Source organism: Streptomyces sp. NPDC020747 (assembly GCF_044334695.1).
Taxonomy (GTDB): domain Bacteria; phylum Actinomycetota; class Actinomycetes; order Streptomycetales; family Streptomycetaceae; genus Streptomyces.
In genome coordinates, this window is sequence record NZ_JBIRTJ010000005.1 from 69,490 (window position 1) to 94,384 (window position 24,895).

Below are 24,895 nucleotides of genomic sequence, written 5' to 3' on the forward strand. Positions count from 1 at the left end.
CGTCAACTCCCGTATGAAACGGTGGATCTGGCCCGTCGTGATCGGGCTCGCGGCGGCCGCGCTCGGCTCGGGTTCGCCGGCCGGGGCGGACGCCGACCGGAGCGGACTGCCGGAGGCCATCGACACCATCCTCGGGGACAGCCGGATGGAGGGCGGGGCGGCGAGTGTCGTGGTCGCCGACGCCACGAGCGGCGACGTGCTGTACCAGCACCGGCCGACCGAGCGGCTGATGCCCGCCTCCAACACCAAACTGCCCACCTCGGCCGCGGCGATGGAGATCCTCGGCCCCGACCACAGGTTCACGACGGACGTCCTGACGAACGGCAGACGGCAGGGCTCAGTGCTGCGTGGCGATCTGTACCTGCGCGGCAGCGGCGACCCGACCGCACTCGCCAAGGACTACGACAAACTGGCCGCCGACCTCGCCGCGTCCGGCGTCACCCGAGTCGACGGGCGGCTCCTCGCCGACGACACCCGCTTCGACAGCGCCCGGCTCGGCCGGTCCTGGGCCGCCGACGACGAGTCCGCGTACTACTCGGCGCAGATCAGCGCGCTGAGCGTCGCGCCCGACACCGACTACGACACCGGGACCGTGATCGTGGAGGTCGCGCCGGGCGCCGAGGCCGGGGACGAGCCGGCCGTCACCGTCACGCCGAAGACGGACTACGTCGACCTGGACGTCCGGGCCACGACCGTCGCCGCGGGCGGCTCGAACGACCTCACCGTCGAGCGGGAGCACGGCACCAACACCATCGTGGTCAGCGGCACGACACCCGTGGGCGGCTCCGGCGCCACGGAGTGGGTGAGCGTGTGGGAGCCCACCGGGTACGCGGCCGCCGTCTTCCGGGACGCGCTCGCCGCGCACGGGGTGAAGGTGACCGGGCCGACCCGGCTCGGACGCGCAACGCCCGCGGGGGCACGGCAGCTCGCCTCGCACGCCTCGATGCCGCTGAAGGACCTGCTGATCCCGTTCATGAAGCTGTCCAACAACATGCACGCCGAGATCCTCACCAAGGCCATGGGCCGGAAGGTCTCGGGGGAGGGGAGCTGGAGCGCCGGGCTCGCCGCCATCAGCGGTTACGCGAAGGGCGTCGGCGTCGACACGGGCAAGCTGCGGCAGGTCGACGGGTCGGGGCTCTCCCGGATGAACAACTTCACCGCCGGCCAGTTCGCCAAGCTGCTGCTCGCGGTGCGGGCCGAGCCCTGGTACGCCGACTGGTACAAGTCCCTGCCGGTCGCCTGCGGCCCCGACCGCTTCGTGGGCGGCACACTGCGGACCAGGATGTGCGGGACGCCCGCGGCGCTCAACGCCCGTGGCAAGACAGGCTCGTTGACCGGGTCGTCCGCGCTCTCCGGGTACGTGACGGACGCGGACGGACGCGAACTCGTCTACAGCATCGTGCTCAATAATCACCTCGCCTCCTCCGTGAAACCGCTGGAGGACGCGATCGTGGTGACGCTGGCGCGCTCCACGGCGGACGAGGTCGTACCGGTGAAGCCCGGCACCGCGCGGGCCGCCGAGCGGAACGCGGACCTGGAGTGCTCGTGGCGCAAGCCGGGGGAGTGCTGAGGCAGCGCTGAGCCAGTGCTGAGGCGGCGCTGAACGACAGGGCGAGGGCGGCCCGGGGCGGCTTTCGGAGTCCTGGCCGCCCGCGTCCCGGGCCCCTCGCAGGGTCAGGGACGCGTCGCCGTGCTCGCCCGTACCGTCAGCCGTGGCGAGAGCAGGGTGGCCTCCGGTACGGAAGTCGCGCCGCCGAGCTTTCTCATCAGCAGGTCCACCGCTCCCGTGCCCACCTCGGCGGTCGGGATGGCGATCGAGGTGACGGGGACGCGGGTCTGCTCGGCCACCTCGTCCGGGCAGATCGCCGTGACCGACAGATCCCCGGGCACCCGTAGGCCGAGTGCCTCGAACGCGTCGATCAGCGGTTCCAGGACCGGCTCGTTGTGTACCACGACACCCGTCAACGCGGGTCGCTCCCGCAGGAGTTGCTCGGCGACCTGCCGGGCCGCCGCGGGTGCCGCCTCGCACGGGTGCACCGAGGAGGACAGGCCGTTGCGGTCGGCCGCGGCCGTGAAGCCCTGGACCACCCGCTGGGCGAACCCGGTCTCCCGCACGTACACCTCGGGCGGCGAGCCCACCAGGCCGATCACCCGGTGCCCGAGGCCCGCGAGGTGCTCGACGCACAGTTCGCCCGCCGCCCGGAAGTCCAGGTCGATGCAGGTCAGTCCGGCGGGCTCGGCCGGGAAGCCGATGAGCACCGACGGGCGGTCCAGGGCCCGCAGCAACGGCAGCCGCCGGTCGTGGAGTTGGACGTCCATCACGATCAGCGCGTCCACGAGGGCGGTGTCCGCGACCCGGCGCAGCCCGTCCTCGCCCTCCTCCTGCGTGAGCAGCAGCACGTCGTGGTCGTGCCGGCGCGCGGCCGTCACCACGGACACCGCGAACTGCATCACCACCGGCACATGGATGCCGGCCCGCAGCGGCACCACCAGCGCGAGCACGTTCGACCGGCTGCTCGCCAGGGCCCGGGCGCCCGCGTGCGGCCGGTAGCCCAGCTCGCGGATGCTGTCCTCGATGCGCTGCCGGGTCTCCTCCGAGATCGGACGCTTGCCGCTCAGCGCGTACGAGACGGTACTCGCGGACACTCCCGCGTGCCGTGCCACGTCGGTGATCTTCACCATGCTCAGCCCCGCTCCTGCCCGGGTCCCGGATCGAGAGACTCGGGGCCCGACTCACCGGAGGCCGGGCCCAGTTCGAGGGAGAGGAACCCGGTCCCGGCCTTCGCCCGCGCCACCCGTTCCCCGGCCGCCAGCGCCCAGGGCGCCGACGGATCGCTCGACGAGGCCCGCAGTGTGTCACCTTCGCGTACGACGGTGAAGGTCACGCCGTCCACGGGCACCGTGACCTGCGCGCCGCGATCGAGCCCGTACACGTGCATGGTCACGCCGTCCGCGTGCGGATAGTCGGGCCGGTCGTCGACGGCTCCCACCGGGATCACCGCGCCCGGCCTGACGAGCAGCGGCACGCTGGAGAAGCCGTGCTTCTCGCGCACCCAGCGCGGTCCGGTCACCGGCCGGCCGCTCAGGAAGTGGGTCCAGGTGCCCTCGGGCACGTAGTACGACACCTCGCCGTCGTCGGAGAACACCGGCGCGACCAGCAGGTCCGGGCCGAGCATGTACTGCCGTTCCAGGTGTGCGCAGCCGGGGTCGTCCGGGAACTCCAGGAGCATCGCGCGCATCATCGGGACGCCCTCGGTGTGCGCGGTGCGGGCGGCCTCGTACAGATACGGCATGAGGCGCAGCTTCAGCCGGGTGAACAGGCGCAGGACGTCCACGGCCTCCTCGTCGAAGAGCCAGGGCACCCGGTAGGAGGAGCTGCCGTGCAGGCGGCTGTGCGAGGAGAGCATGCCGAAGGCGAGCCACCGTTTGAACAGGGCCGGTGTCGGGGTGCCCTCGAAGCCGCCGATGTCGTGGCTCCAGTAGCCGAACCCGGAGAGGCCGAGCGACAGGCCGCCGCGCAGCGACTCCGCCATCGACTCGTACGTGGCTTCGCAGTCGCCGCCCCAGTGCACGGGGAACTTCTGGCTGCCGGCGGTCGCCGAGCGGGCGAAGACGACGGCCTCCGCCTCGCCCCGGTGCTTGCGCAGCACGTCGAAGACGGTCCGGTTGTAGAGGTAGGTGTAGTAGTTGTGCATCCGCTCGGGGTCGCCGCCGTCCGCGTACGCCACGTCGAGCGGGACCCGCTCCCCGAAGTCGGTCTTGAAGCAGTCGACGCCCTGCGCGAGCAGCGCCTCCAGCTTCGACGCGTACCAGTCACGGGCCGCCGGAGAGGTGAAGTCGACCAGCGCCATGCCCGGTTGCCACAGGTCCCACTGCCAGACGCTGCCGTCCGGCCGCTTCAGCAGGTGTCCGAGGGCCTTGCCCTCCGCGAACAGCGGTGAGCGCTGCGCGATGTACGGGTTGATCCACACGCTGATGTGCAGCCCGCGCTCCTTCAGGCGGGCCAGCATCCCCTCCGGGTCCGGGAAGACCCGGGGATCCCACTCGAAGTCGCACCAGTTGAACTCCCGCATCCAGAAACAGTCGAAGTGGAAGACGGAGAGCGGGAGTCGGCGCTCCTTCATGCCGTCGATGAAGGAGGTCACGGTCGTCTCGTCGTACGACGTGGTGAAGGACGTCGACAGCCACAGCCCGAACGACCAGGCGGGCGGCAGCGCCGGACGGCCGGTGAGGGCCGTGTACTTGCGGAGGATGTCCTTCGGGGTCGGGCCGTAGATCACGTAGTACGTCAACTGCTGTGTCTCGGCGCTGAACTGGACCCGGGACACCGCCTCCGAGCCGACCTCGAACGAGACCCGGCCCGGATGGTCGACGAACACCCCGTAGCCCGCGTCCGTCAGATAGAACGGCACGTTCTTGTACGCCTGTTCCGTGGCCGTGCCCCCGTCGGCGTTCCACATGTCGACGACCTGGCCGTTCTTGACGAGCGGCCCGAAGCGTTCGCCGAGGCCGTAGACCTGAGTACCCACACCGAGGTTGAGCTGTTCGCGCAGATAGTGGCCGCCGGTGCCCGCGTCCCGCATGATGCCCATGCCCTTGGCGCCGCTGGTGGTCAGGGTGCGGCCGTCCGCGAGGAAGTCGACGTGCCAGGGTCCGGTGCGGCTCACCCGCACGGACAGGGCGCCCGCGGTGAGGGTCGCGGACTCCTCGTCGTACTCGGCGTGAGCGGTGAACTCCTCTTTCCCCAGCTCGAATTGGGGGCCGCGCGGCTCCTCGCCCTCGAAGTGCGTGAACGTGACGCCGATGACGTCCGGCATCGGCGCGTGTGCGCTGATCGTCACGACCGGTCCCTTCAGCAGATCGCCGCGGTGGCGGATGGGCTGGGTCGGCGCGTGGATCGCCAACGCGCCCTGCCCGGCGGTCACATCGAGGACCTCGACCGGATGGGCGGCGCTCACGCCCTCGCGCAACATCCAGTAGCCGTCGGTGAACTTCACACGCACACCCCTTACTTGACCGCGCCGATGCGGGTCACTTGACCGCGCCCACGGCTATGCCGCGGGTGAGCGTCCGCTGGAAGACGAGGAAGAAGACGAGGGCGGGCAGGACGCCCAGGAGCGCGGCCGCGTTCGTCATCGTGGCGTCCATCAGGCGCTGGCCCTGGAGGACGCCGAGTGCCACCGACACGGTCTGGTTGTCGTTGGAGATCAGCATGACCAGGGGGAGCAGGAACTCGTTCCAGGTCCAGATGAAGAAGAAGACGAGCAGCACGCCGATGGTCGGCCGGCTGACGGGCACCACGATCCGCCACAGCACCTGCCACTTGTTCGCCCCGTCGATCCGGGCGGCCTCGATGATCTCGCGCGGGAACTGCCCGAGGACGGAGGCGAGGAGATACGTACCGAAGGCGGCCTGGATCACGACGAAGACGATGATCACGCTGAGCCTGGTGTCGTACAGGCCCGCTTCCTTGCTCAGGTAGTAGACCGGGTAGACCAGCGCCTCCTGCGGCAGCATGTTCGCCAGCACGAAGAAGGCGAGCACCCAGGTGCGGCCCCTGATCCGGCCGATGCCGATCGCGTACGCGTTGAGGACCGACAGGACGACGGCGCCCAGGGCCACCGACCCGCTGATGAGTACCGAGTTGATCAGTTTCTGCCCGAAGTCGACGCGCTTCCAGAAGTCCTTCAGACCGTCGAGGTAGACGCCCTCGGGCAGGCTGAGCGGGCCGTTCGACGAGTACTCGGCGGGCGACTTCACCGCGTTGACGGCGACGATCAGGAAGGGCAGGACCATGAACAGGGCCCCGATGAACAGGGCGACGAGCACGGGATAGCGGCGGACGGCTGTCATACCCGGAGCCCTTCCTCGGCGTCTTCGGCGCGGGTTTGGAGCTTCAGCCCCGCGAGGGCGAGGACGAGGATGATCACGGTCAGGACCGTGGAGATCGCGGCGCCGTAGCCCACCTGCGTCTTCTCGAAGAACGTGGTGAAGGAGAAGTAGGAGGGGACGTTGGTCGCCCCGCCGGGCCCGCCCTTCGTGAGCACGTAGACAGCCCCGAACACCTTGAGCGCGGCGATCGTGCACCAGAGGAGTACGACGTAGATCTCGGGCCTGATCTGCGGCAGCGTGAGGTGCCAGAACCGCCGCCACCAGCCCGCCCCGTCCAGCTCGGCGGCCTCGTACAGCTGCGGGTCGACGCGTTGCAGACCCGCCATGAAGACGACGAGCGGGAAGCCGAGCTGCACCCAGACCATCACGCCCATGACGGTGTAGAGGGCGAGGTCGGGGTCGCCGAGCCAGTCCTGCTGGAGGCCGCCGAGGCCGATGGCCTTCAGGAGCTCGTTCAGCGAGCCGTTCTCCGGCGCGAGGATCCAGCTCCACACGATGCCCGCGACCGCGATCGGCAGCACCTGCGGCAGATAGAAGCAGGCGCGCAGCACGGCGACCGTCCTGCTGCCGAAGTGCTTGCCGACGAAGTCGAAGAGGGCGGCGGCGAGGACGAGCCCGACGACGGTCGGTACGGCCGCCATCGCCACGACCATGAACAGGCTGTGCCGGAAGGACGCCCAGAACTCCGAATCGTCCAGCAGCTCCCGGTAGTTGGCGAGCCCGGTCCACTTCGGCGTACCCACGCCCTGCCACTCGGTGAAGCTCACGCCCGTGTTCATCAGGAACGGCACGACGATGATCGCGAAGAAGGCGAGCACTCCGGGGAGCAGGAACAGCGCGTACGAGTCGCGGGGGCGGCGCGGCCCCTTCGCGTGGTGATGCGCTTCGACAACATCACCACCCCGACTGCCCGGGCCGCGCCGACTGCCCCGGCCACCCTTGCCGCCCCGTTCGACGGTGACCGTCATGGGGCCTCTACGCCCTTGTCGTACGCCGATTCCACCGCGTCCAGGTAGGCGTCCGGCTTCGCGCTTCCCGTGATCAGCTTCTGCGTCTCGGAGACGAGCACGTCGTAGAAGCCGGCGACCGGCCAGTCCGGGTAGAAGGCCAGGCCGTCCCGCTCGGCGAGGGTGTTGAAGTCGGCGATCAGCTCCTTGGAACGCGGATCCGTGATGGCGGCGGGGTCGGCGGCCACCGGGACTCCGCCGTTGTTGCCCAGCAGGTTCTGGATCTTCTTCGACATGGTGATGTCGATGAAGTCGTACGCCAGTTCCTTGTTCTTGGCGCCCTTGGGGACCACCCACAGGTTGCCGCCCGAGCCGAGCGTCATGTTCGAGCCGGGCCACAGGAAGGTGCCCCAGTCGACCTTGCTCTCCGCGACGAAGCGGCCGTACCACCAGCTGCCGGAGAACAGGATCGGGCTCTTGCCCTGGATGAAGGAGACCCCGGCGTCCTCCGCCTTCGTACCGGTGGACTTCTCGCTGATGTACCCCTTCTTCACCCAGTCCGCGAAGGTCTCGGCGCCGTACGTCCAGGCTGCGTCGTGGAAGTCGGGCTTGCCCTTGTAGAGCTCGTAGGAGTCCACCCAGGCGCGGTCGGCCTTCGACAGGGCCAGCTGGTAGAGGTACTGGTGGGCCACGTACTCGGCGCCCGCGTTGGCGAGCGGGGTGATGCCCTCGTCGACGAACTTGTCCATGGCGGCGGTCAGTTCGCCGAACGTCTTCGGCTCGGCGATCCCGTACTTCTTGAAGAGGTCCTTGTTGTAGAACACCATCGTGTACTCGGCGTAGTTGGGGATTCCGTACCACTTGCCGGAACCCATCACGCCCTTGGCGTCGTACTGGCTGGTGGTCCGCACGCCGGCGCTGAGCTTCTTGTCCCAGCCGCGCTCGGTGGCCTGCGCGGTCAGGTCGGTGAGCAGGCCCTGCCGGGAGAGGTGCCCGGCCGTCGCGTTGCCCTTGTTGTACTCCATGAGGTCGGGCGCGTCATTGGAGTTGAGGACCATCGGGGCCGTCTTCTGGATCTGCTCGAAGCCCTTCTCCTCGAACTTCACCTCGACGCCCGGATGGGTCTTCTCGAACTCCTTGATGGCCGCCTTCCAGGCCACGCCCATCGCGCTGTTGGGCGCCTCGTAGTGCCACAGCTTGAGCGTCTTCCCGTCGGAGGACCCGCTGTCCGAGTCGCCGCCGCAGGAGGCCAGCAGCAGGGTTCCACTCAGAACCGCGGCGGCCGTCGCCATCACACGCCTTCGTGCCGTCAACATCCAGTGCCTCCGGGGGAGTCGGATGGGTATCGGGACATCACGCAGCGTTCGTCGAATCGTTTCGATGCACGACGTCGAAGCGCTTCGACGGGCGAAGGTATGTGGGGGCTGTGGGCGCGTCAATGGGGTGCGCGCGAATTGGGGCGGGCGTTCGGCGGGCCGGACGGGCGGGAGCGCCGGGTGCGGGTCCGGGTTGGCATGGCGGTGGCCGGATCGTCGCGTCCGGCGCCGGCGAGGGCAAGTGGGGTCTGAGTCCCAGCGACACGCCGTGCATGCGGCGTGTCGCTGGGACTGGGCAGACACTTACCGCCGCGCGGCGGGTTCGCCAACGGCGTCAGGGGCAGCGTCAGCGCCGGGTCGGGGCCCGGCGGCCCGCTGTCGTCGTCGTGACGGAGATCAGGAGGGCGGCCGCCGCCGCTGTGACCGGTACTCCGTAACCGGCCGTCGCCGACACGTGCTCCACGACCCAGCCGCCGGTCGCGGCCCCGCAGGCGATCCCGCCCAGCAGCCCCGTCACCGCCAGGGTCATCCCCTCGTTCAACCGGCCCTCGGGCGTGCGGTGCTGGACCAGGGTCATGCCCGTGACCATCGCGGGGGCGGTCGCCATCCCGGCCACCAGCAGCGCCCCGGCGAGCACCACGAGGGAACCCGTGAACGAGGCGGCAAGGAGCGGCAACCACATGAGGAGGGCCATCGCGGCGAGGCTCCACGGGTGGCGCCGCTCGGCCGGGCCCGCCGGCTTCAGAGCCCCGTAGAGGAGCCCGGCGGCGCATGATCCGGCCGCCTGGAGCCCGAGGACCACGCCCGCCGCCGCCCGGTGCCCCTGCGCGTCGGCGAACGCGATCGTCACCACCTCCATCGAGCCGAACACCGCACCGGTGGCGAGGAATCCGACCAGCAGCGGCGGCATCCCGGGCGCCCGGACCGGCGACCGGGTGGCCGCGGTCGTACGGCCCCGGGCGGGCGGTTCCGTCGAGCGCTGGGCGGCCAGGGCCAGCACACCGGTCAGCAGCAGCACGACCCCGACGAGGGTGCCGGCCTCCGGGAACAGGGCCCCGCACAGGAACGCGGCGAGTACCGGCCCGAGCATGAAACACAGCTCGTCCACGGCCTGTTCGAAGGAGTTCGCGGTGTGGAGGCGTGCCGGATCGCCCTTCAGCAGATGCGCCCACCGTGCCCGCGACATACCGCCGGTGTTGGGCGTGGTGGCCGTGGCGGCGTACGCGGCGAACAGCGTCCAGTCGGGCGCCCCGTACCGGACGCAGAGCACCAGCGCGAGCGAGCCGAGCGCGGCGACCGCCGTCGCGGGCACGGCGATCCGCGCCTGCCCGTGCCGGTCGACCAGCCGCGCCGTCCAGGGCGCCACGACCGCCGTCGCCGCCAGCCCGGTCGCGGTGACGGCACCGGCGAGCGCGTACGAGCCCCGCGCTCCCGCGATCATGATCACCGCGCTCACGCTGAACATGCCCATGGGGAGCCGCGCGATCAGATTCCCGAGGGTGAAGGCGCGAGTACCGGGGATGGCGAAGAGGCGGCGGTACGGGTTGTTTCCGTGCGGGTTGCTTCCGCGTGGGGCGGCGGGGTCGCGCCGAGGCCGCTTCGGACCGGGGCCAGGACCGGGACCAGGACCGGCATCGGGTTTGGGCCGGGGGCTGGGGCCCGGGCCGGTGGGCCGCCGCCGCGGGCCGAAATCGGCCACCACCAGGCTGTCGGCGGTGACGGCGGGGACGGTCGTACGTGCGTCGGGGCGGGGTCGGGGATACGGCCGAGGAGGCTGCTGGAAGGGCGGTCGCGGCATGGGCCAACGTTCGCCCGGCCGGTCGACGGGGGTCCAACACTTACTCCGTACCGATTGACGCACCCGCGTTGTAAGTTCGCAGGATGCCCGCCCACCTCGACCCCCGCCTGCTGCGCGCCTTCCTCGCCGTCGCCGAGGACCTGCACTTCACCCGCGCGGCCGCCCGGCTGTACGTCGCCCAGCAGGCCCTCAGCCGTGACATCCGGCGCCTGGAGCGGGAGTTGGGCGCCACCCTCTTCGTACGCACCACCCGGCAGGTGACGCTCACCCTCGACGGCGAGCGGCTGCTGCCCTACGCGCGGCGGGCGCTGGAGGCGCAGGACGAACTGCTCTCCGCCTTCGGGCGGCCGGACGCCGAGCGGCCCCTGCTCGTGGACGTCAACAGTCCCGGGCTGTTCTCCGGGCGCGTGCTGGCCCTGGCCCGTGAACTCGCCCCGGACTGCGAGCTGATGACCCGCTTCGAGAGCGGCCTCACCGGCGCCGCCGCCGAACTGCTCGCCGGGCGGCTCGACGCGTCCTTCGGGCGGTTCGCCGGCCTGGACCCGGCGGTCCGCACGCGCCTGGAGCAGCAGCCCGTGAGGTACGAGCCCATGGCCGTCGTGCTGCCGGAGGACCACCGGCTGGCCGAAATGGATGCCATACCGCTCGACGCGCTGGCGGGCGAACAGGTGTACGCGGGAGCCGGGAATCCCCGGACGCTGGAGTGGACCGACCTGGCCCGTCAGCTTTTCGAGGGACGGGGGATCGAGGTCGCGGCGCCGGCACCGCTCGCCGTCGGCACCGAGGAGTTCCAAAGGATCATGGCCAAGAAGCGAAACCCCGTCCTGGCCGTGATGGATTTTCCGGCCATGCCCAAATCCGTCCTCCGGCCCTTGGTCGACCCCGTTCCGCTGTCACCGGTGTCGCTGGTGTGGCGCAAGGGACTGATGCATCGTGGAGTGAAGGCGTTGCGCACCGCGGCGGCGCGACTTGCGGGGGTGGAAGGGTGGCTGGAGCGACCTTCGGAGGGTTGGATTCCGGCCACAGATGCACTCATCATGATGAGTCGGGCCTGACACAGAACCCTCACTGTTGCTTACGTGCGCTACATTCATGGGCCGGGTGCAGTGTGATAAAGGGGGCGCTCGGGCCGGATGGGGGTCCGGTCCGGACGACGAGTACGAGTTGCCCGGGTCGTACATGCACCCCTGGAACCAGTCCCGTGGGGGGATGTGCGTGCGCGTGGAAAGTTGGCGGGAAGACGCCCAACCGGGTCGGAGTGATTCCGATCATCCGGGTGAGCGTGGAGCCGATCCGTCGGCCCGTCGTAAGGACACTCTGTCGTTCCGTGGTGAGGCCGGTCATGCGGCCCCTCGGGAGACCGGTCAGCCGTTTCGCGGCGACTCCGGTGGCGATGAGTTCGGCGGCAGACCCGCCGACCGCGGGGACTTCGACCGCGGCGATTCCGGCCGGCGGGATTCCGGCCGGCGTGACACCGACGTGTGGTTCCGCCGTCCGGCGGCCCCATCGGTGCCGCGACAGAGAGACGACGAGCCGAACGATGACGCGAACGATGACGGGCGGAACAACGACGTGCTGAGCGACGACCGGCGCGGTGACGGCCCGCGGAGCGACGGCCCGCGGAGTGACGGCGAACACCGGAAGTACGGGGAACGTGCCGAGAGCGGCGGACGCGGCGAGCATGGGGCACGGAGAGACGGTGATCCGGGCGTGAGCAGTCCGGAATCCGGTCGGCCCGGAGGGCTTGCCGGGTCCATCGGGCCCGTCGGACCAGTCGTGTCCACCGGCGCCACCGGCGCCACCGGCGCCACCGGGGCCAGTGGTACACCCGGCGGCACCGGATCCGTCTGGGACGACGCGGACTCCGACGCCGCCCAGGACTCCTGGCAGGAGTCCGAGCACCCCGAGCACACCCACGACCCGCACGAGGTCACGGTCCAGCTCGACGGTGTCGGACGGCAGCTGGAGGACTGGCTCGTCCAGCAGGCCAAGGGTGCCCCCAGCACCAAGGAGGCCTCGGACGGCCCGGTCTTCGTCGACGAGACGGGACGCCGCAGCCGCAGGTACCGCAGGATAGGCATGGCCGTAGGCATGACCTGCGCGGTCTACGCGGTGGTCATCCTCGTCACACTCCTGTCGGGCAACTCCAGCGCGCCCTGGCTCCCGGAACTGGGCCAGGAGCAGGAGGACAAGCCGGCCGGCAAGGTCGAGATCCCGGCGCTGCCCGCCGACTCCGCGGACCCGTCCGGCTCGGTGGTCCCCTCGCCCGGCGTGACGCCCTCGGCGGGTGGCACGGTGAGCAACTCGCCGGGCGCCGGCACCTCGAAGGGCCCGTCGGCCAGCCCCACGGACACGGGGAAGAGCGCCTCTCCGAAGCCGACGGTGACCAACACCAAGCCCACCACGACGAAGCCGACGAACACCGCGCCGTCGAACACGGCTCCGGTCTCGCCCGACCCCGAGCCGACCGACAGCGTCAGCAGCAACCCCTCGGATCCGCCGGTCGGTGGCGAGACCGACACGGTCGCCGGTGACCCGCTCACGCCCGCACCGGTCACCGGCTCACCGGAGCCGTCCGCAGCCCCGACCGCACAGTCCCCGGAGAACACCCTCTGATGGCACCCCGCACCAGCCGCCGCGGCGCAGAGCGGGGCGCCGTCCGGCGCCGACGCCTGCCCATGCGCTATCTACTGCCCTCGCTCATCCTCGTCGCCCTGATGGCGATGCTGATGCTGCGCGGCTTCGTCCACAGCGAGATCCTCGCCGACCACCGCGTCCAGTCGCCGGCCGCGTCCGACCGGGTCCCCAAGGAGATCCTTGAGGGCGGCCCGGTCATCGACACCCGCAACGGCCGCGAGGACAGTGTTCACATCGCGGACCACAAGCTGGTCCTGACCTTCGACGACGGCCCGGACCCCGAGTGGACGCCCAAGGTGCTCGACGTACTCAAGCGGTACGACGCGCACGCCGTCTTCTTCATTACCGGCACCATGGCCTCGCGCTACCCGGACCTCGTCCAGCGCATGGTCGACGAGGGCCACGAGATCGGCCTGCACACCTTCAACCACCCCGACCTCTCCCTCCAGTCCAAGAGCCGGGTCGACTGGGAGCTGTCCCAGAACCAGCTCGCGCTGGCGGGCGCGGCCGGCATCCGGACCTCTCTCTTCCGGCCGCCGTACTCGTCGCAGGCCGGTGCCATGGACAACACGTCGTGGCCGGTGACCGAGTACATCGGCAGCCGCGGCTACATCACGATCGTCAACGACACCGACAGCGAGGACTGGCGCAAGCCCGGCGTCGAAAAGATCATCAGCAACGCCACGCCCAAGGGCGGCAAGGGCGCCATCGTGCTGATGCACGACTCCGGTGGCGACCGCTCGCAGACCGTGGCCGCGCTCGACCGGTTCATCTCCGGACTCCAGGACGACGGCTACCGCTTCGACACGCTCACCGCGGCCCTGAAGGTGCCCAGCGCGCACACCCCGGTCAGCGGCCCCGACCTGTGGAAGGGCAAGGCGTGGGTCGTGGCGGTCCAGGCCTCCGAGAACACGACCTCCGTCCTGGTCGTCGGCCTCGCCGTCATCGGCGCCCTCGTCATCGCACGCTTCGGGCTGATGCTGCTGCTGTCCGTCCTGCACGCCCGCAAGGTCCGCCGCCGCGGCTTCAGCTGGGGGCGGCCGATCACCGAACCGGTCTCCGTCCTGGTGCCCGCCTACAACGAGGCGAAGTGCATCGAGCAGACGGTCCACTCGCTCGTGGCGAGCGATCACCCCATCGAGGTGATCGTCATCGACGACGGGTCGAGCGACGGCACCGCGCGCATCGTCGAGAACCTGCGCCTGCCGAACGTACGCGTCGTGCGCCAGCTCAACGCGGGCAAGCCCGCCGCCCTCAACAGGGGTGTGGCGAACGCCCGTTACGACCTCATCGTGATGATGGACGGCGACACCGTCTTCGAACCGGCCACCGTCCGCGAGCTGGTCCAGCCCTTCGGCGACCCGAGCGTCGGCGCCGTCGCGGGCAACGCGAAGGTCGGCAACCGCGACTCGCTGATCGGCGCCTGGCAGCACATCGAGTACGTGATGGGCTTCAACCTCGACCGCCGGATGTACGACATGCTCAACTGCATGCCGACCATCCCGGGCGCGGTCGGCGCGTTCCGCCGCTCCGCCCTCAAGCGCGTCGGCGGCATGAGCGACGACACGCTCGCCGAGGACACCGACATCACCATCGCGATGCACCGCGACGGCTGGCGGGTCGTGTACGCGGAGAACGCCCGCGCGTGGACCGAGGCCCCGGAGTCCGTCCAGCAGCTGTGGTCCCAGCGCTACCGCTGGTCGTACGGCACGATGCAGGCGATCTGGAAGCACCGCAGGGCGGTCATCGAGCGAGGTCCGTCGGGCCGCTTCGGCCGCGTGGGCATGCCCCTCGTCTCCCTCTTCATGATCCTGGCCCCGCTGCTCGCCCCCCTGATCGACGTGTTCCTCCTCTACGGGCTGGTGTTCGGCCCCACGGAGCAGACGATCCTCGCCTGGTTCGGCGTCCTGGCGGTCCAGGCCATCTGCGCGGCGTACGCGTTCCGCCTCGACAAGGAACGCATGACCCACCTCCTCTCCCTCCCGCTCCAACAGATCCTGTACCGCCAGCTCATGTACGTCGTGCTGCTCCAGTCCTGGATCACCGCCCTCACCGGCGGCCGACTGCGCTGGCAGAAGCTCCGGCGCACGGGCGCGGTCGGGCTCCCCGGCGCCGCGGGCCCGAGCGGCGGCGCCGCACAGCAGCCCGAGATGGACCGGAGGCCGGTCGGATGAGCACGCCACCACCCGGGACGTGGCCGGAACCGTCCGGCACTCCGTGGCCGGGCACGGACACAGGAGCGGTAGCAGGAACAGGCACAGGTACCGGAATCGGTACGGGTGCAGGGACAGGTACCGGACTCGGTACCGGCACCGGCACCGGCACTGGCACATGGGCCGGACAGGACACCTCGATGCAGGACTCGTACGACGGGACGTTCCCCGGCCCCGCGGCGGCACCGGGTTACCCGGACGGAGCCGTCCCGACGGCGACGAAGCCGGGACCGGGACCGGGGGCGGGATCGGGTACGGCGCCGGGGTGGGGTTCGGAACCGGGCTCGGCTTCGGACTCCGCGTCGGCCTCCGGGTCGGGCGCTGCTCCGGACTCCGCCCCGTCGGCGGCCAAGCGGTCGGGCCCCGTCCGGGACCGGTACTTCGACCTGCTCCGCGCACTCGCGCTCTTCCGGGTGGTCCTCTACCACCTCACGGGGTGGGCCTGGCTGCCGCTGGTGTTCCCGTCGATGGGCGTGATGTTCGCGCTGGCCGGCAACCTGATGGCCCGCTCGCTGAAGCGCCCGGCCCCGCAGGTCATCCGCAGCCGCATCCGCCGCCTCATCCCCCCGATCTGGCTGCTCGGCGCGATCGGCGTCACCGGCATGGTCCTCCAGGGCTGGGGCCCGGACGAGGACGGCCACCCGGGCTGGTGGCTCCTCCACCTCACCTTCTGGATCATCCCGATCAGCGATCCGCCGTACGCCGAGGGCCTCTCCGGAATCCACGGCTTCATCGGCGACGACTGGGCCTCGGAACTCGCGGGCCCGCTCTGGTACGTCCGCGCGTACCTCTGGTACGTACTGCTGTCGCCGTTCCTGCTCCGCGCCCTGCGCGCGCTGCCGATCGCGACGATCGCGGCGCCGATCGTCCTGTCGGCGGCGTTCCAGCTCGAGTGGCTGTCGCTCCCGGGCGAGCGGATCCCGTCCGCGCTCACGGACTTCAGCACGTTCGGAGCCTGCTGGATCCTCGGTATGGCGCACCAGGAGGGAATCCTCCAGCGCCTCCCGCGTTATGTGGTCCCTTCGGTCGCCCCGGCGGTCGCCCTTCTGGGCCTCTGGTACGCCACGAACAACAACTTCACCGAGGGCCACGACCTGGACAGCATTCCGCTGGCCCAGGCCCTCTGGTCCTGCGGAACCGTGCTGCTCCTGCTGCACTTCAGCCCGTCCTGGTCCGAATGGCCACGCAGACTGCGCCGCTGGGACAAGCCGATCACGCTCCTCAACTCCCGTGCCGTGACGATCTACCTCTGGCACAACACGTGCATCCTCATCGCCGCGACGCAGTGGGACCGCCTGTGGAACTACGACGTGATCTGGCAGAACGTCCCCTGGCTCCTGGAAAGCGTCTGGCCCGTCCTCGCCCTCACCTGGGTCCTCATCGGCGCCTGCATCCTCTCCTTCGGCTGGGCAGAGGACCTGGCGGCCAAACGCCGCCCCCAACTCTGGCCGACGGGACCAAAGAAGAAGCCATCGGCCACCGGCTCACGGGGACATCGGGCTGGGGCGCGGTAGGGGGTAGGGGTAGGCCGGCGAGGGCTGGAGCTGGAGCTCGGGGTCGAGGCCGGAGCCGGGGCTGAGGCTGAGGCAGGGCGTCGCGCTGCCTGGTGTCGCCTCGCCTCACCCCGCGTTGTCTCGCTTCACGCTGTTTGCGCGGGCCAAGTCAGGGACTTGGCCCGCCATTTGTCGTAGCTGTTTCGGCGATCTGGTGTGCCGGATTGCCAGCTTTGGTGACCATTTCGTCACGGCGTCGGCGTAGTTCGCTCTGGTGTCGGTCTCGCCCCCTCGGTAGCGTGGCTGCGCTCATGACCCCCTCGCCCCACCGGGAGCCGTCCGTGAACCGCCGCCCCACCCTGCTCGCAGCGATCGCGCTGACCGCCGCCGCGGCCCTGTCGCTGTCCGCCTGCGGTAGCGACGACAGTTCCAAGGACAAGGACAACGACAAGATCGCGGGCGCCGACACGGGCTCCGAGAAGTCGGCGTCGCCGAGCGCGAGTGCGCCGGCTGCTGCAGGGCGCCCGAAGATCGAGCTGCCTTCGGACATCACTCTCACCTTCACGCCGGAACAGGCCAGTGACGCTGTTCAGACCGCGGTTCTGAAGGACAACGCGGAGTTCATCCGTGCACTCAACGCCGCGATCGTCGCCCAGAACCCACGACTTCCCGCCCTGGAGTACTACACGGAGGGCGAAGGCGCGGTGGCGGCCCAGGACTGGGTGGGGGCCTTCAAGGACGCAGGTTGGACGGTCACTGGAACCGTGCGCTACTTCGACCGACAGGTCACGGTCAACTCCAAGAACAGCGCTTCGCTCAGCTACTGCGGTGACGAAAGCAAGGGCTTCAGCAAGGTGATCAAGACCAAGGAGCTCAAGGGAACCAAGGTCACCAAGGACAGTTACACCGCCTATGGGGTGCAACTCCAGAAGAACAAGCAAGGGGTCTGGGAACTCGTGAAGATCTCGTCCACCCAGGGGGCTGACAGGTGCCAACCGTGACCCGACTTCTTCGCCTTGCCGCGATCGCGATGGTGGCCGGATCAGCCTGTTTGGCCACCGCTCCCTCGGCCGGTGCGACCCAGAACCCTCCCGGCAAAGGTGGAATCGGTGGTGGCTCCGGAAAAGAGACGGGCCCGTCAGGCCGTGTCGACGACGACACCATCTCCTCCGCCGTCGGCGGCATCGTCTACGACCGTTCCAAGAACGGCAGTGGTGGTTCCGTCGGAGCCGTGCGCCCCGCCACGAACTGGACGCCGCCCGCCTGCTGGTACGCCCCGAAGTACACCCCCGCCCAGCTCCAGGCTGAGATGGAGCCGATTTGGGAAGCCGGATCGACCGGCGGCCAGTGGGACTCCGAACAACGCAACCGCTACGTCAACGGCGAGCCGTACAAGGACTTCAACAAGGACAAGACCGGCAAGGGCTACTTCTGGGACTCGTACGTCGACGAGAGCTATCCGCCGGGCTGGGACAAGTGCGAGAAGCCGCCCTTCTGGGTGGACCAGGGCGATCCTCCGCCGGCCGACATCGAGAACGCCGTCACGCCGGAGATACTCGCCCAACTCGCGTACGCCGAGATCCGCGTACCCGGCACCGAGGTGACCCTCGCCCCCGAAGGCACGACCAAGGTGAACCTGCCGACCTGGGCCTGGCTGGACGGTGCCGACTTCAAGCCGGTCTCGGTCACCGCGTCCGTACCCGCGATCGGCATCCAGGCGACCACGACCGCCGAACCGGTCTCCCTGAAGATCGAGCCGGGCACCGCGGACGCGGAGACCTACCCCGCTTCCGGTGAATGCCAGATCGTGAACGGCCGCATCGGCGAGCCCTTCGCGAAGGGCAAGTCCGACGAGACCCCACCGTGCGGAGTGAGGTACCTCCGCTCCTCGGGTGACGACTCCTACAAGCTCCAGGCCACGGTCACCTGGAAGATCCACTGGACCGGCACCGGTGTGAACGGTGACCAGCCCTTGCCCGACGGCGAGTTCGGGGCGGACCAGGACGTGATCGTCCAGGAGATCCAGGCCGTCAACCGCTGACCGAGTTGCCGGTTTCAGCCGGCCGGCCAACCGCTTTCCCGAGGGTGGTTGGCCGAACGCCGTGAAGAACGGATAGCGTGATTCCGCTCTCAGGGACGGTGGGCGAACGGGGAGAGGCAACGGGGCGTGGCGGAGCGGTTGGCGGTCGACGGCGATGAGCTCAAGCCGGGACAGCTACCGCGAGGTCGACAAGGCGCTGGAGGAAGCGCCGAAGAAGGCCGGGGACGGCAGCGGAGGCGGCAAGAAGTGACCCAGACGCCGGGTATCGAGCCGTCGCCCTTTCGTTGTCCGCGTGCACGACAGGCTCTTCCCGCCTCGTGCGCCCGCGAACCGCTCCGGCGTCGCCTCTGACGCTGCCTGCCTTGCGCGTCACCATGTGGCAGTTTTGGGACACAGGGTGCGGCGCCTAGGCTCCGATCGGATGTCCCGAAGTTGCCAATTGATCAGGCGCTGCACACCGACGGGGTCGGTGCTCTCGTGGAGGTGGACTGTTCCTGTAGACGTAGTTCGCCGCTTCGGTGCTGTACGACTACTTCTGCCAGGTGAGTTCGGGCATGGAGGCTTCTCAGAGGTCTTGTGCGATGCGCTGGATGAGGTCTCGGGACTTCGACTCGGGCAGGCCGCGATTCCATGCGGTCCAGAACGGAGCGGTAGCGCTCCAACTGTGCCTCGAACCCCGCATCCCCGAACCACGATCACCAGGATGGTGATCGTGGGCTGCTCGCTCATCTCCGGCAGATAGCCGAGCTGCGCCCGGCCGCTCTCAGGTCCCCATAAGCCCATGCGCGCCGCCTCGTGCACGATGGCCGTGTACGGGGTCGCGTCGCGATTCCCTCGAACTCGAAGAGGACGGCTTGGCGCTTCACGCGGTGCGAGACGCGGTTCTCGATCTCGTACGACCGCAGCGGCGGAACCGCCTCGCGCATCACCGCTCGGGCGTGCCAGGGCGCGGACGTGGTCGGCGCCGAGGGAGCTCCGCCCGCTCACGGAGTCTGCGGAGTTCGGCGCCCATTCGCCGCTGGCGCAGAGTCGGGGCATTGGTGGGCGGCAAGACTCCTCCTTCCGGCCGAGGGAACGGCCCTCCGCCCCAGGCCCTCCAGCAGCCGTGGATAGGCTGCCCCCGAATGATCCTCACCCGCAGCCGACGGAGTACACAGCCATGAGCAATCGCCAAGTGCAGAAGATGTTCCGGCTCATGGCGAGTGGTGAGGCCGTTGAGGTCACCAGCCCCATGGCGTCCGTGAAGAAGTTGGCGCGGCTTGCCTTCGTTGCGCAGCAGTTCGGGTACGAGTACGCGGACGTGCGGCAAGGGGGCGGGCGCAACAGCGCGCTGAGGATGCTCATCGTGCCCGATCCGGGTCTCCACGCCCGGCAGCGGGCCGCTCAGAACTGGGCCCAGTTTCCGCAGGCCGCCAGTGGTGGGCCCCTGCCGCCCTTCGTGCCCGACGCTCTGGAGCTGCTCAAGGCGCGGATCAACTTCGACCTGACCGGAAAGAGTGCCGAGAAGTCGATGCTCTACGGGGCCCTCGGCGGCACCGTCGGATGTGTGGTCCTGGCCCTCCGGACCGGTGGTGACGGCGTCGCCTTCGCCGGGTCCGGGATCGTGTGGGCGCTGCTCCTCGGGGTCCTCGGTATCGGGTTCGCCGTCACACGCAAGCGCAACGCGAAGTTCGCGGCGCGGTTGCGGGCCGCCGGGTTCACGCCGGTGACGGACGGGACCGGGCGGGTTCGCTACCTGCCGCAGGGTGCGCAGGTACCCGGGCACGCCAACCCCTTCGGCGGCGCCGGAATGCCCGGCGCCGGTGGTCCGTACGCACCGCAGCCGGGTGTCGGTGGTCCGTACGCACCGCCGCTGGGCTCCGGCGGTCCGTATGTCCCTCAGCCTGGTGCCGCAGGTCCGTACGGACCCCCGCCCGGTGCCGCCGCAGGCTCACACGCTCCCCACCCGACCCCGGCCCCCTACGCTCCGGGCCCGTACCCCGCGCCCCAGAGCCCCGCCCCGTACCCTGGCCGGCAGGGTCACGGCCCGTATGGCGGCGGCGGTGCCCCAGCCGCTCCCAATGGCCACCCCGAGACGCCCCCATGCCACCCCCCTCACCAGTAGAAACCCCCCACCCCCCGAAAAAACCCTCACCGCGCCCCCTGCCCCGGGGTGAGAGCAACGTTCCCGGGCGGTCACCCGTTGCCACAGGCCGGAAACGAGTCGTCCCTACCTTCGGGTGGACCAGCCGGAGAAATTGTGGAGGCGTGAGATGACAGCCCCGAGCAGCAGCATCGCACCGCGCAAGGGGGGCCGCTGGATCGAGCAGTGGGACCCGGAGGACGAGACGTTCTGGAAGGAGACGGGGGAGAAGGTCGCCCGGCGCAATCTGTTCTTCTCGGTTCTTTCCGAGCACATCGGGTTCTCGATCTGGACCCTGTGGTCGGTGATGGTGCTCTTCATGGGGCCCGAGTACGGGCTCACCCCGGCCGACAAGTTCTTCATCATCTCCATGGCCACGCTGGTCGGCGCCATCGTGCGGGTGCCGTACACCTTCGCCGTCGCGCGCTTCGGTGGCCGGAACTGGACCATCATCGCGGCGAGCATGTTGCTCATTCCGACGATCGCGGCCTTCGTGGTGATGGAGCCGGGGACGTCCTTCGGGACCTTCCTCGTGTGCGCCATGCTCGCCGGTGTGGGAGGCGGGAACTTCGCCTCCTCGATGACCAACATCAACTCCTTCTTCCCGTTGCGGAAGAAGGGATGGGCGCTGGGGCTCAACGCCGGCGGCGGCAACATCGGGGTGCCGGTCGTGCAGCTCGTCGCGCTCGCCGTCATCGGGGCCAGCGGCGGTCCGCGGGTGCTGCTCGGGATCTACATCCCGCTGATCGTCGTCGCCGCCGTCCTCGGCGCCTTCTACATGGACAACATCACGTCCGTGAAGAACGACACCGGCGCCGCCAAGGAGGCGGTGAAGGACCCGCACACCTGGATCATGTCCTTCCTCTACATCGGGACGTTCGGGTCGTTCATCGGCTACAGCTTCGCCTTCGGGCTCGTGCTCCAGACACAGTTCGGGCGTACGCCGCTGGAGTCGGCCTACGTCACCTTCATCGGGCCGCTGCTCGGCTCGCTGATCCGGCCCGTGGGCGGCTGGCTCGCCGACAAGTACGGCGGGGCGCGCATCACCCTGTGGAACTTCGTCGCCATGGGCGCCGCGACCGGCGTCATCGTGGTCGCCTCCATGGAGAAGTCCCTGCCCCTGTTCACCACGGCGTTCATCGTGCTGTTCGTGCTGACCGGGCTCGGCAACGGGTCCACGTTCAAGATGATCCCCGGCATCTTCCAGGCCAAGGCCACCGCCCTGGGGCTCACCGGCGAGGAGGCCGCGTCGTACGGGCGGCGGCTGTCCGGTGCCTCGATGGGGCTCATCGGGGCCGTGGGCGCGGTCGGCGGTCTCGGCATCAACCTCGCCTTCCGGCAGTCGTTCCTGAGCGTGGGATCGGGCACCGGGGCCTTCGTCGCCTTCCTCGCCTTCTACGCGGTCTGCTTCGGGGTCACCTGGGCCGTATACCTTCGCCGCCCGGCCACCGCCGAGTCCCCGGCGGTGTCCGCTTCCGAGGCGAAGCCGCAGCTCAACTACGCGGAAGTGTGACGTAACACGGATGACATCAAGCGGAACCGAGCCTGTCACGCACCATTGACAGGCTCGGTCATCCGCCATGATGCGGGCAAATAGGGCGTGCGGCAGACGCCCGGAGCAGGACGCACCGGCCCTGGGACCGGGCGCCCCACCATGGAGGCTCCACGCGGTACGCCCCAACCCAGCGGGTGACGCAGGACGAACACCACTCGAGCGGGACGAGAGCCATGTACGAAGAGCAGCGACCGGAGCAACGCCCCGAGCGACGAACCGAGCAACGAACCGAGCAGAGCCTCGAACAGCGCTCTGAACAGCGCCCCGAGCAGCCGCCCGAGGAACGACCCGAGCAGCGGGCCGACCGGGCCGACCGGCCCGATCACGGCCCCCTCGCCGGGTTCACCGTCGGTGTGACCGCCGCCCGCCGTGCCGACGAGCTCGGAGCCCTGCTCCAGCGGCGCGGCGCCGCCGTCATGCACGCGCCCGCCCTGCGCATCGTGCCCCTCTCCGACGACAGCGAGCTGCTCGCGGCGACCAAGCAACTGCTCCACGAGGCCCCGGACATCGTGGTCGCGACCACCGCCATCGGATTTCGCGGGTGGGTCGAGGCCGCCGACGGGTGGGGGCTGGGGGAGGACCTGCTCGACACGCTCCGCGGAGTCGAGCTGCTTGCCCGCGGACCCAAGGTCAAAGGTGCGATACGTGCCCAGGGGCTGACCGAGGAGTGGTCCCCGTCCTCCGAATCCATGGCCGAGGTGCTCGACCGGCTGCTGGAGGAGGGCGTCGAAGGGCGCCGGATCGCGGTCCAGCTGCACGGCGAGCCGCTGCCCGGGTTCGTCGAGTCGCTGCGGGCCGCGGGCGGAGACGTCGTCGGCGTGCCCGTGTACCGGTGGATGCCGCCGGAGGACATCGCGCCCGTCGACCGGCTGCTCGACGCCACGGTCACCCGCGGTGTGGACGCGCTGACCTTCACCAGCGCCCCGGCCGCCGCCTCGCTGCTCGGCCGCGCCGAGGACCGCGGGCTGCTGCCCGAGCTGCTCGCCGCCCTCAGCCACGACGTGCTGCCCGCCTGCGTCGGCCCGGTCACCGCACTGCCGCTGCAGGCCAGGGGCATCGACACGGTTCAGCCGGAGCGCTTCCGGCTCGGGCCCCTCGTACAGGTGTTGTGTCAGGAACTGCCGTCCCGGGCGCGAACGTTGCCGATCGCCGGTCATCGGGTGGAGATCCGGGGGCACGCCGTGCTGGTGGACGCCACGCTGCGGCCCGTGCCGCCCGCCGGGATGTCCCTCCTGCGCGCGCTGTCCAGGCGGCCCGGCTGGGTGGTGGCCCGGGCCGAGCTGCTGCGGGCCCTGCCCGGCGCCGGCAAGGACGAGCACGCGGTGGAGACCGCGATGGCCCGGCTGCGTACGGCACTGGGGGCGCCCAAGCTCATCCAGACCGTCGTCAAGCGCGGCTACCGGCTGGCGCTCGACCCGGTGGCCGACTCCAAGTACGGCGACGACTGACGACCGCTCCGGCCGTGGCGCCCGTACAGCACCAGAGCCTGCGCCAGCAGGCCGAACGCCACGACGTGCAGTACGGCGCGTACGACGTTCCAGGCCACCCACGGGTCCTCGAACCTCTCGCGCACGGCGGCCGGATCGGCCGTCGTGGCCGGATTCCCGGCGTCCATGATCTCGTTGTTCAGCGGGATGTTGAAGACGACGGTCACCAGGAACGCGAGCGCGTACACGACGAGTGCCGCGAACACCCATACCCTCACCCGTGGCGAGCCGCGCAACTGCCAGGCCGAGAAGGCCGTCAGCAGCAGCGCGCCGTTGAAGGTCAGCAGGAACACCGGGTTCTGGATCACGTCGTTGATGTTCTGGACGACCTCGATGTAGGTGCGGTCGCCGCTGCGGGCCAGCGCCGGCATCACGTTGTTCGCGTACGCGTAGAACAGCCCGGCGACCAGACCCGTGACGACCGTGGCCGCGACCAGTACACCCCCGGCGGTCGAACGCCGCCCCTTGTCGCTCTCTGTGGTGGTTGCCATGTCTCTCAGTCAACCGGCGGGCCCCGGCGGACGACATGCTTCGGACGCGCGCCCGCATAAGCGGACGTCCAGCGAGGGACGGCCGGGGAGGGCCGGACGGCGCGGGGGAGGGTACGGCCCGGCGCGGGGCTTCCCGCCGCGCGCGGGGGAGGGCACTGTAGGGAGTACGGGCCATGCACGGCCCCCTCCCATACCCCCCCAATCACGATCACTCACCGGCCCCGCACGGCGGCAACCCCAAGGCGGTGACAGGCACATGGCACTGGGCACGGCCACAGCCACGGTCTCCCACGAGCTGCGGTTCGACTCCGGACGGATCTGTCTCGATCTCCTGGCGACCACGCACCCCGAGGAACGGCTCGACTCGGCGGAGCCGTTGCGGGCCTGGATCACCGGATCAGGACTCGTCCCGGCGGGCACGCCGCTCGGGCCCGTCGATTCCTCCTGGCTCGTCGGGTTTCGCGAACTACGCGGCCATATAGGTCAGTTGGTTCGCGCGGAGCCCTCCCAGGACTCCCGGCCCTTCGTCATCGCGCTGGCCCGCGTGAACGAACTCGCCCGCACCGCACCGCCCGTGGCGCACGCGGTGTGGGACGCGGGCGGCTCGCTCGTCCGCGCCCTGGACGGCCCGCCGGCCCCTGCCGCGCTGCTCGCGGCCATCGCCCGTGACACGGTGGAACTGCTGACGGATCCGGCCGCCCGCGCGAGCATCAGGCAGTGTGAGGGAGACAACTGCCCCATCGTGTACCTGGATACGTCCAGAGGGCGTCGTCGCAGGTGGTGCTCCAGTGAGGTGTGCGGGAACCGCGAACGCGTCGCCAGGCACCGGCGCAGAGCAGCCCTCGCGCGGGCTTAGAGTTCACCCGTGAAGGAGAGCCCCCCAACTTCCCCACACTCTCCTCA

Annotated in this window: 18 protein-coding genes; 11 read left to right on the top strand and 7 right to left on the bottom strand. The window is 70.1% G+C overall.

Going from position 1 to position 24,895, the window contains the following annotated elements; translation table 11 throughout:
* The first annotated feature begins 13 nt into the window (after positions 1 to 13).
* Complete coding sequence (dacB, locus tag ACH4YP_RS15480; protein WP_361070978.1) at positions 14 to 1,570, top strand: D-alanyl-D-alanine carboxypeptidase/D-alanyl-D-alanine-endopeptidase; 1,557 nt, start codon at positions 14 to 16, stop codon at positions 1,568 to 1,570.
* Positions 1,571 to 1,674: 104 nt separating this feature from the next.
* Here dacB and ACH4YP_RS15485 read toward each other — a convergent pair whose 3' ends face one another.
* The 6 genes from ACH4YP_RS15485 to ACH4YP_RS15510 all read right to left on the bottom strand — a co-directional run bounded on the left by ACH4YP_RS15485 (position 1,675) and on the right by ACH4YP_RS15510 (position 9,953).
* Entirely contained in the window at positions 1,675 to 2,682 is a 1,008-nt protein-coding gene (locus ACH4YP_RS15485; RefSeq protein WP_361070961.1) for a LacI family DNA-binding transcriptional regulator, read from the bottom strand.
* A 2-nt stretch (positions 2,683 to 2,684) separates the two neighbouring features.
* Positions 2,685 to 4,997, bottom strand: a complete 2,313-nt coding sequence (gene yicI, locus ACH4YP_RS15490) for an alpha-xylosidase (protein WP_398490861.1) — start codon at positions 4,995 to 4,997, stop codon at positions 2,685 to 2,687.
* Positions 4,998 to 5,031: 34 nt separating this feature from the next.
* Entirely contained in the window at positions 5,032 to 5,853 is an 822-nt protein-coding gene (locus ACH4YP_RS15495) for a carbohydrate ABC transporter permease (protein WP_398490862.1), read from the bottom strand.
* On the bottom strand, positions 5,850 to 6,860 hold the full coding sequence (locus tag ACH4YP_RS15500) for a carbohydrate ABC transporter permease (protein WP_398490863.1): 1,011 nt from the start codon (positions 6,858 to 6,860) through the stop codon (positions 5,850 to 5,852). Before ACH4YP_RS15500 ends, ACH4YP_RS15495 begins: the two co-directional genes overlap by 4 nt.
* Positions 6,857 to 8,155 (bottom strand): ABC transporter substrate-binding protein, encoded by a 1,299-nt coding sequence (locus tag ACH4YP_RS15505; RefSeq protein ID WP_398490864.1) that lies wholly within the window; start codon positions 8,153 to 8,155, stop codon positions 6,857 to 6,859. Before ACH4YP_RS15505 ends, ACH4YP_RS15500 begins: the two co-directional genes overlap by 4 nt.
* A gap of 346 nt (positions 8,156 to 8,501) precedes the next feature.
* Positions 8,502 to 9,953 carry an MFS transporter gene (locus tag ACH4YP_RS15510; RefSeq protein ID WP_398490865.1) on the bottom strand — a complete coding sequence of 484 codons (1,452 nt, stop codon included), beginning with the start codon at positions 9,951 to 9,953 and terminating at the stop codon, positions 8,502 to 8,504.
* An 83-nt stretch (positions 9,954 to 10,036) separates the two neighbouring features.
* Here ACH4YP_RS15510 and ACH4YP_RS15515 point away from each other — a divergent pair, with 83 nt between their 5' ends.
* The 9 genes from ACH4YP_RS15515 to ACH4YP_RS15555 all read left to right on the top strand — a co-directional run bounded on the left by ACH4YP_RS15515 (position 10,037) and on the right by ACH4YP_RS15555 (position 23,462).
* Positions 10,037 to 11,008, top strand: a complete 972-nt coding sequence (locus ACH4YP_RS15515) for a LysR family transcriptional regulator (protein ID WP_398490866.1) — start codon at positions 10,037 to 10,039, stop codon at positions 11,006 to 11,008.
* 655 nt (positions 11,009 to 11,663) lie between these two features.
* A complete protein-coding gene (locus ACH4YP_RS15520; protein ID WP_398490867.1) occupies positions 11,664 to 12,569 on the top strand; it encodes a hypothetical protein in 906 nt (301 codons plus the stop codon).
* Positions 12,569 to 14,764, top strand: a complete 2,196-nt coding sequence (locus ACH4YP_RS15525) for a glycosyltransferase (protein ID WP_361060200.1) — start codon at positions 12,569 to 12,571, stop codon at positions 14,762 to 14,764. Before ACH4YP_RS15520 ends, ACH4YP_RS15525 begins: the two co-directional genes overlap by 1 nt.
* A 179-nt stretch (positions 14,765 to 14,943) precedes the next feature.
* Positions 14,944 to 16,317 carry an acyltransferase gene (locus ACH4YP_RS15530; RefSeq protein WP_361060199.1) on the top strand — a complete coding sequence of 458 codons (1,374 nt, stop codon included), beginning with the start codon at positions 14,944 to 14,946 and terminating at the stop codon, positions 16,315 to 16,317.
* A gap of 290 nt (positions 16,318 to 16,607) precedes the next feature.
* Positions 16,608 to 17,297, top strand: coding sequence for a hypothetical protein (locus tag ACH4YP_RS15535; RefSeq protein WP_398490868.1), 690 nt, complete (start codon positions 16,608 to 16,610; stop codon positions 17,295 to 17,297).
* 29 nt (positions 17,298 to 17,326) lie between these two features.
* Positions 17,327 to 18,337 (top strand): hypothetical protein, encoded by a 1,011-nt coding sequence (locus ACH4YP_RS15540; protein ID WP_398491071.1) that lies wholly within the window; start codon positions 17,327 to 17,329, stop codon positions 18,335 to 18,337.
* Positions 18,338 to 19,496: 1,159 nt separating this feature from the next.
* Positions 19,497 to 20,441: a hypothetical protein gene (locus ACH4YP_RS15545; protein ID WP_361060195.1), complete on the top strand. Its 945-nt coding sequence runs from the start codon at positions 19,497 to 19,499 to the stop codon at positions 20,439 to 20,441.
* A 148-nt stretch (positions 20,442 to 20,589) separates the two neighbouring features.
* Positions 20,590 to 21,972: a nitrate/nitrite transporter gene (locus ACH4YP_RS15550; protein WP_361060193.1), complete on the top strand. Its 1,383-nt coding sequence runs from the start codon at positions 20,590 to 20,592 to the stop codon at positions 21,970 to 21,972.
* Positions 21,973 to 22,187: 215 nt separating this feature from the next.
* Positions 22,188 to 23,462, top strand: coding sequence for a uroporphyrinogen-III synthase (locus ACH4YP_RS15555; RefSeq protein WP_361060192.1), 1,275 nt, complete (start codon positions 22,188 to 22,190; stop codon positions 23,460 to 23,462).
* Here the strand turns inward: ACH4YP_RS15555 and ACH4YP_RS15560 are convergent.
* Positions 23,411 to 23,992: a DUF1772 domain-containing protein gene (locus tag ACH4YP_RS15560; protein WP_398490869.1), complete on the bottom strand. Its 582-nt coding sequence runs from the start codon at positions 23,990 to 23,992 to the stop codon at positions 23,411 to 23,413. The genes ACH4YP_RS15555 and ACH4YP_RS15560 overlap by 52 nt on opposite strands.
* 256 nt (positions 23,993 to 24,248) lie before the next feature.
* Here ACH4YP_RS15560 and ACH4YP_RS15565 point away from each other — a divergent pair, with 256 nt between their 5' ends.
* Positions 24,249 to 24,848 carry a CGNR zinc finger domain-containing protein gene (locus tag ACH4YP_RS15565; RefSeq protein ID WP_361060188.1) on the top strand — a complete coding sequence of 200 codons (600 nt, stop codon included), beginning with the start codon at positions 24,249 to 24,251 and terminating at the stop codon, positions 24,846 to 24,848.
* Positions 24,849 to 24,895: the final 47 nt, after the last annotated feature.

Excerpts from the sequence above, each read along its gene's own strand:
- ACH4YP_RS15500 (WP_398490863.1), bottom strand. The coding sequence starts at position 6,860 with ATGACGGTCACCGTCGAACGGGGCGGCAAGGGTGGCCGGGGCAGTCGG.
- ACH4YP_RS15560 (WP_398490869.1), bottom strand. The coding sequence starts at position 23,992 with ATGGCAACCACCACAGAGAGCGACAAGGGGCGGCGTTCGACCGCCGGG.
- ACH4YP_RS15525 (WP_361060200.1), top strand. The coding sequence starts at position 12,569 with ATGGCACCCCGCACCAGCCGCCGCGGCGCAGAGCGGGGCGCCGTCCGG.
- ACH4YP_RS15530 (WP_361060199.1), top strand. The coding sequence starts at position 14,944 with ATGCAGGACTCGTACGACGGGACGTTCCCCGGCCCCGCGGCGGCACCG.
- ACH4YP_RS15510 (WP_398490865.1), bottom strand. The coding sequence starts at position 9,953 with ATGCCGCGACCGCCCTTCCAGCAGCCTCCTCGGCCGTATCCCCGACCC.
- ACH4YP_RS15505 (WP_398490864.1), bottom strand. The coding sequence starts at position 8,155 with ATGTTGACGGCACGAAGGCGTGTGATGGCGACGGCCGCCGCGGTTCTG.
- ACH4YP_RS15485 (WP_361070961.1), bottom strand. The coding sequence starts at position 2,682 with ATGGTGAAGATCACCGACGTGGCACGGCACGCGGGAGTGTCCGCGAGT.
- ACH4YP_RS15515 (WP_398490866.1), top strand. The coding sequence starts at position 10,037 with ATGCCCGCCCACCTCGACCCCCGCCTGCTGCGCGCCTTCCTCGCCGTC.
- ACH4YP_RS15535 (WP_398490868.1), top strand. The coding sequence starts at position 16,608 with ATGACCCCCTCGCCCCACCGGGAGCCGTCCGTGAACCGCCGCCCCACC.
- ACH4YP_RS15545 (WP_361060195.1), top strand. The coding sequence starts at position 19,497 with ATGAGCAATCGCCAAGTGCAGAAGATGTTCCGGCTCATGGCGAGTGGT.
- ACH4YP_RS15565 (WP_361060188.1), top strand. The coding sequence starts at position 24,249 with ATGGCACTGGGCACGGCCACAGCCACGGTCTCCCACGAGCTGCGGTTC.
- ACH4YP_RS15540 (WP_398491071.1), top strand. The coding sequence starts at position 17,327 with ATGGTGGCCGGATCAGCCTGTTTGGCCACCGCTCCCTCGGCCGGTGCG.
- ACH4YP_RS15495 (WP_398490862.1), bottom strand. The coding sequence starts at position 5,853 with ATGACAGCCGTCCGCCGCTATCCCGTGCTCGTCGCCCTGTTCATCGGG.
- ACH4YP_RS15550 (WP_361060193.1), top strand. The coding sequence starts at position 20,590 with ATGACAGCCCCGAGCAGCAGCATCGCACCGCGCAAGGGGGGCCGCTGG.
- dacB (WP_361070978.1), top strand. The coding sequence starts at position 14 with ATGAAACGGTGGATCTGGCCCGTCGTGATCGGGCTCGCGGCGGCCGCG.
- ACH4YP_RS15555 (WP_361060192.1), top strand. The coding sequence starts at position 22,188 with ATGTACGAAGAGCAGCGACCGGAGCAACGCCCCGAGCGACGAACCGAG.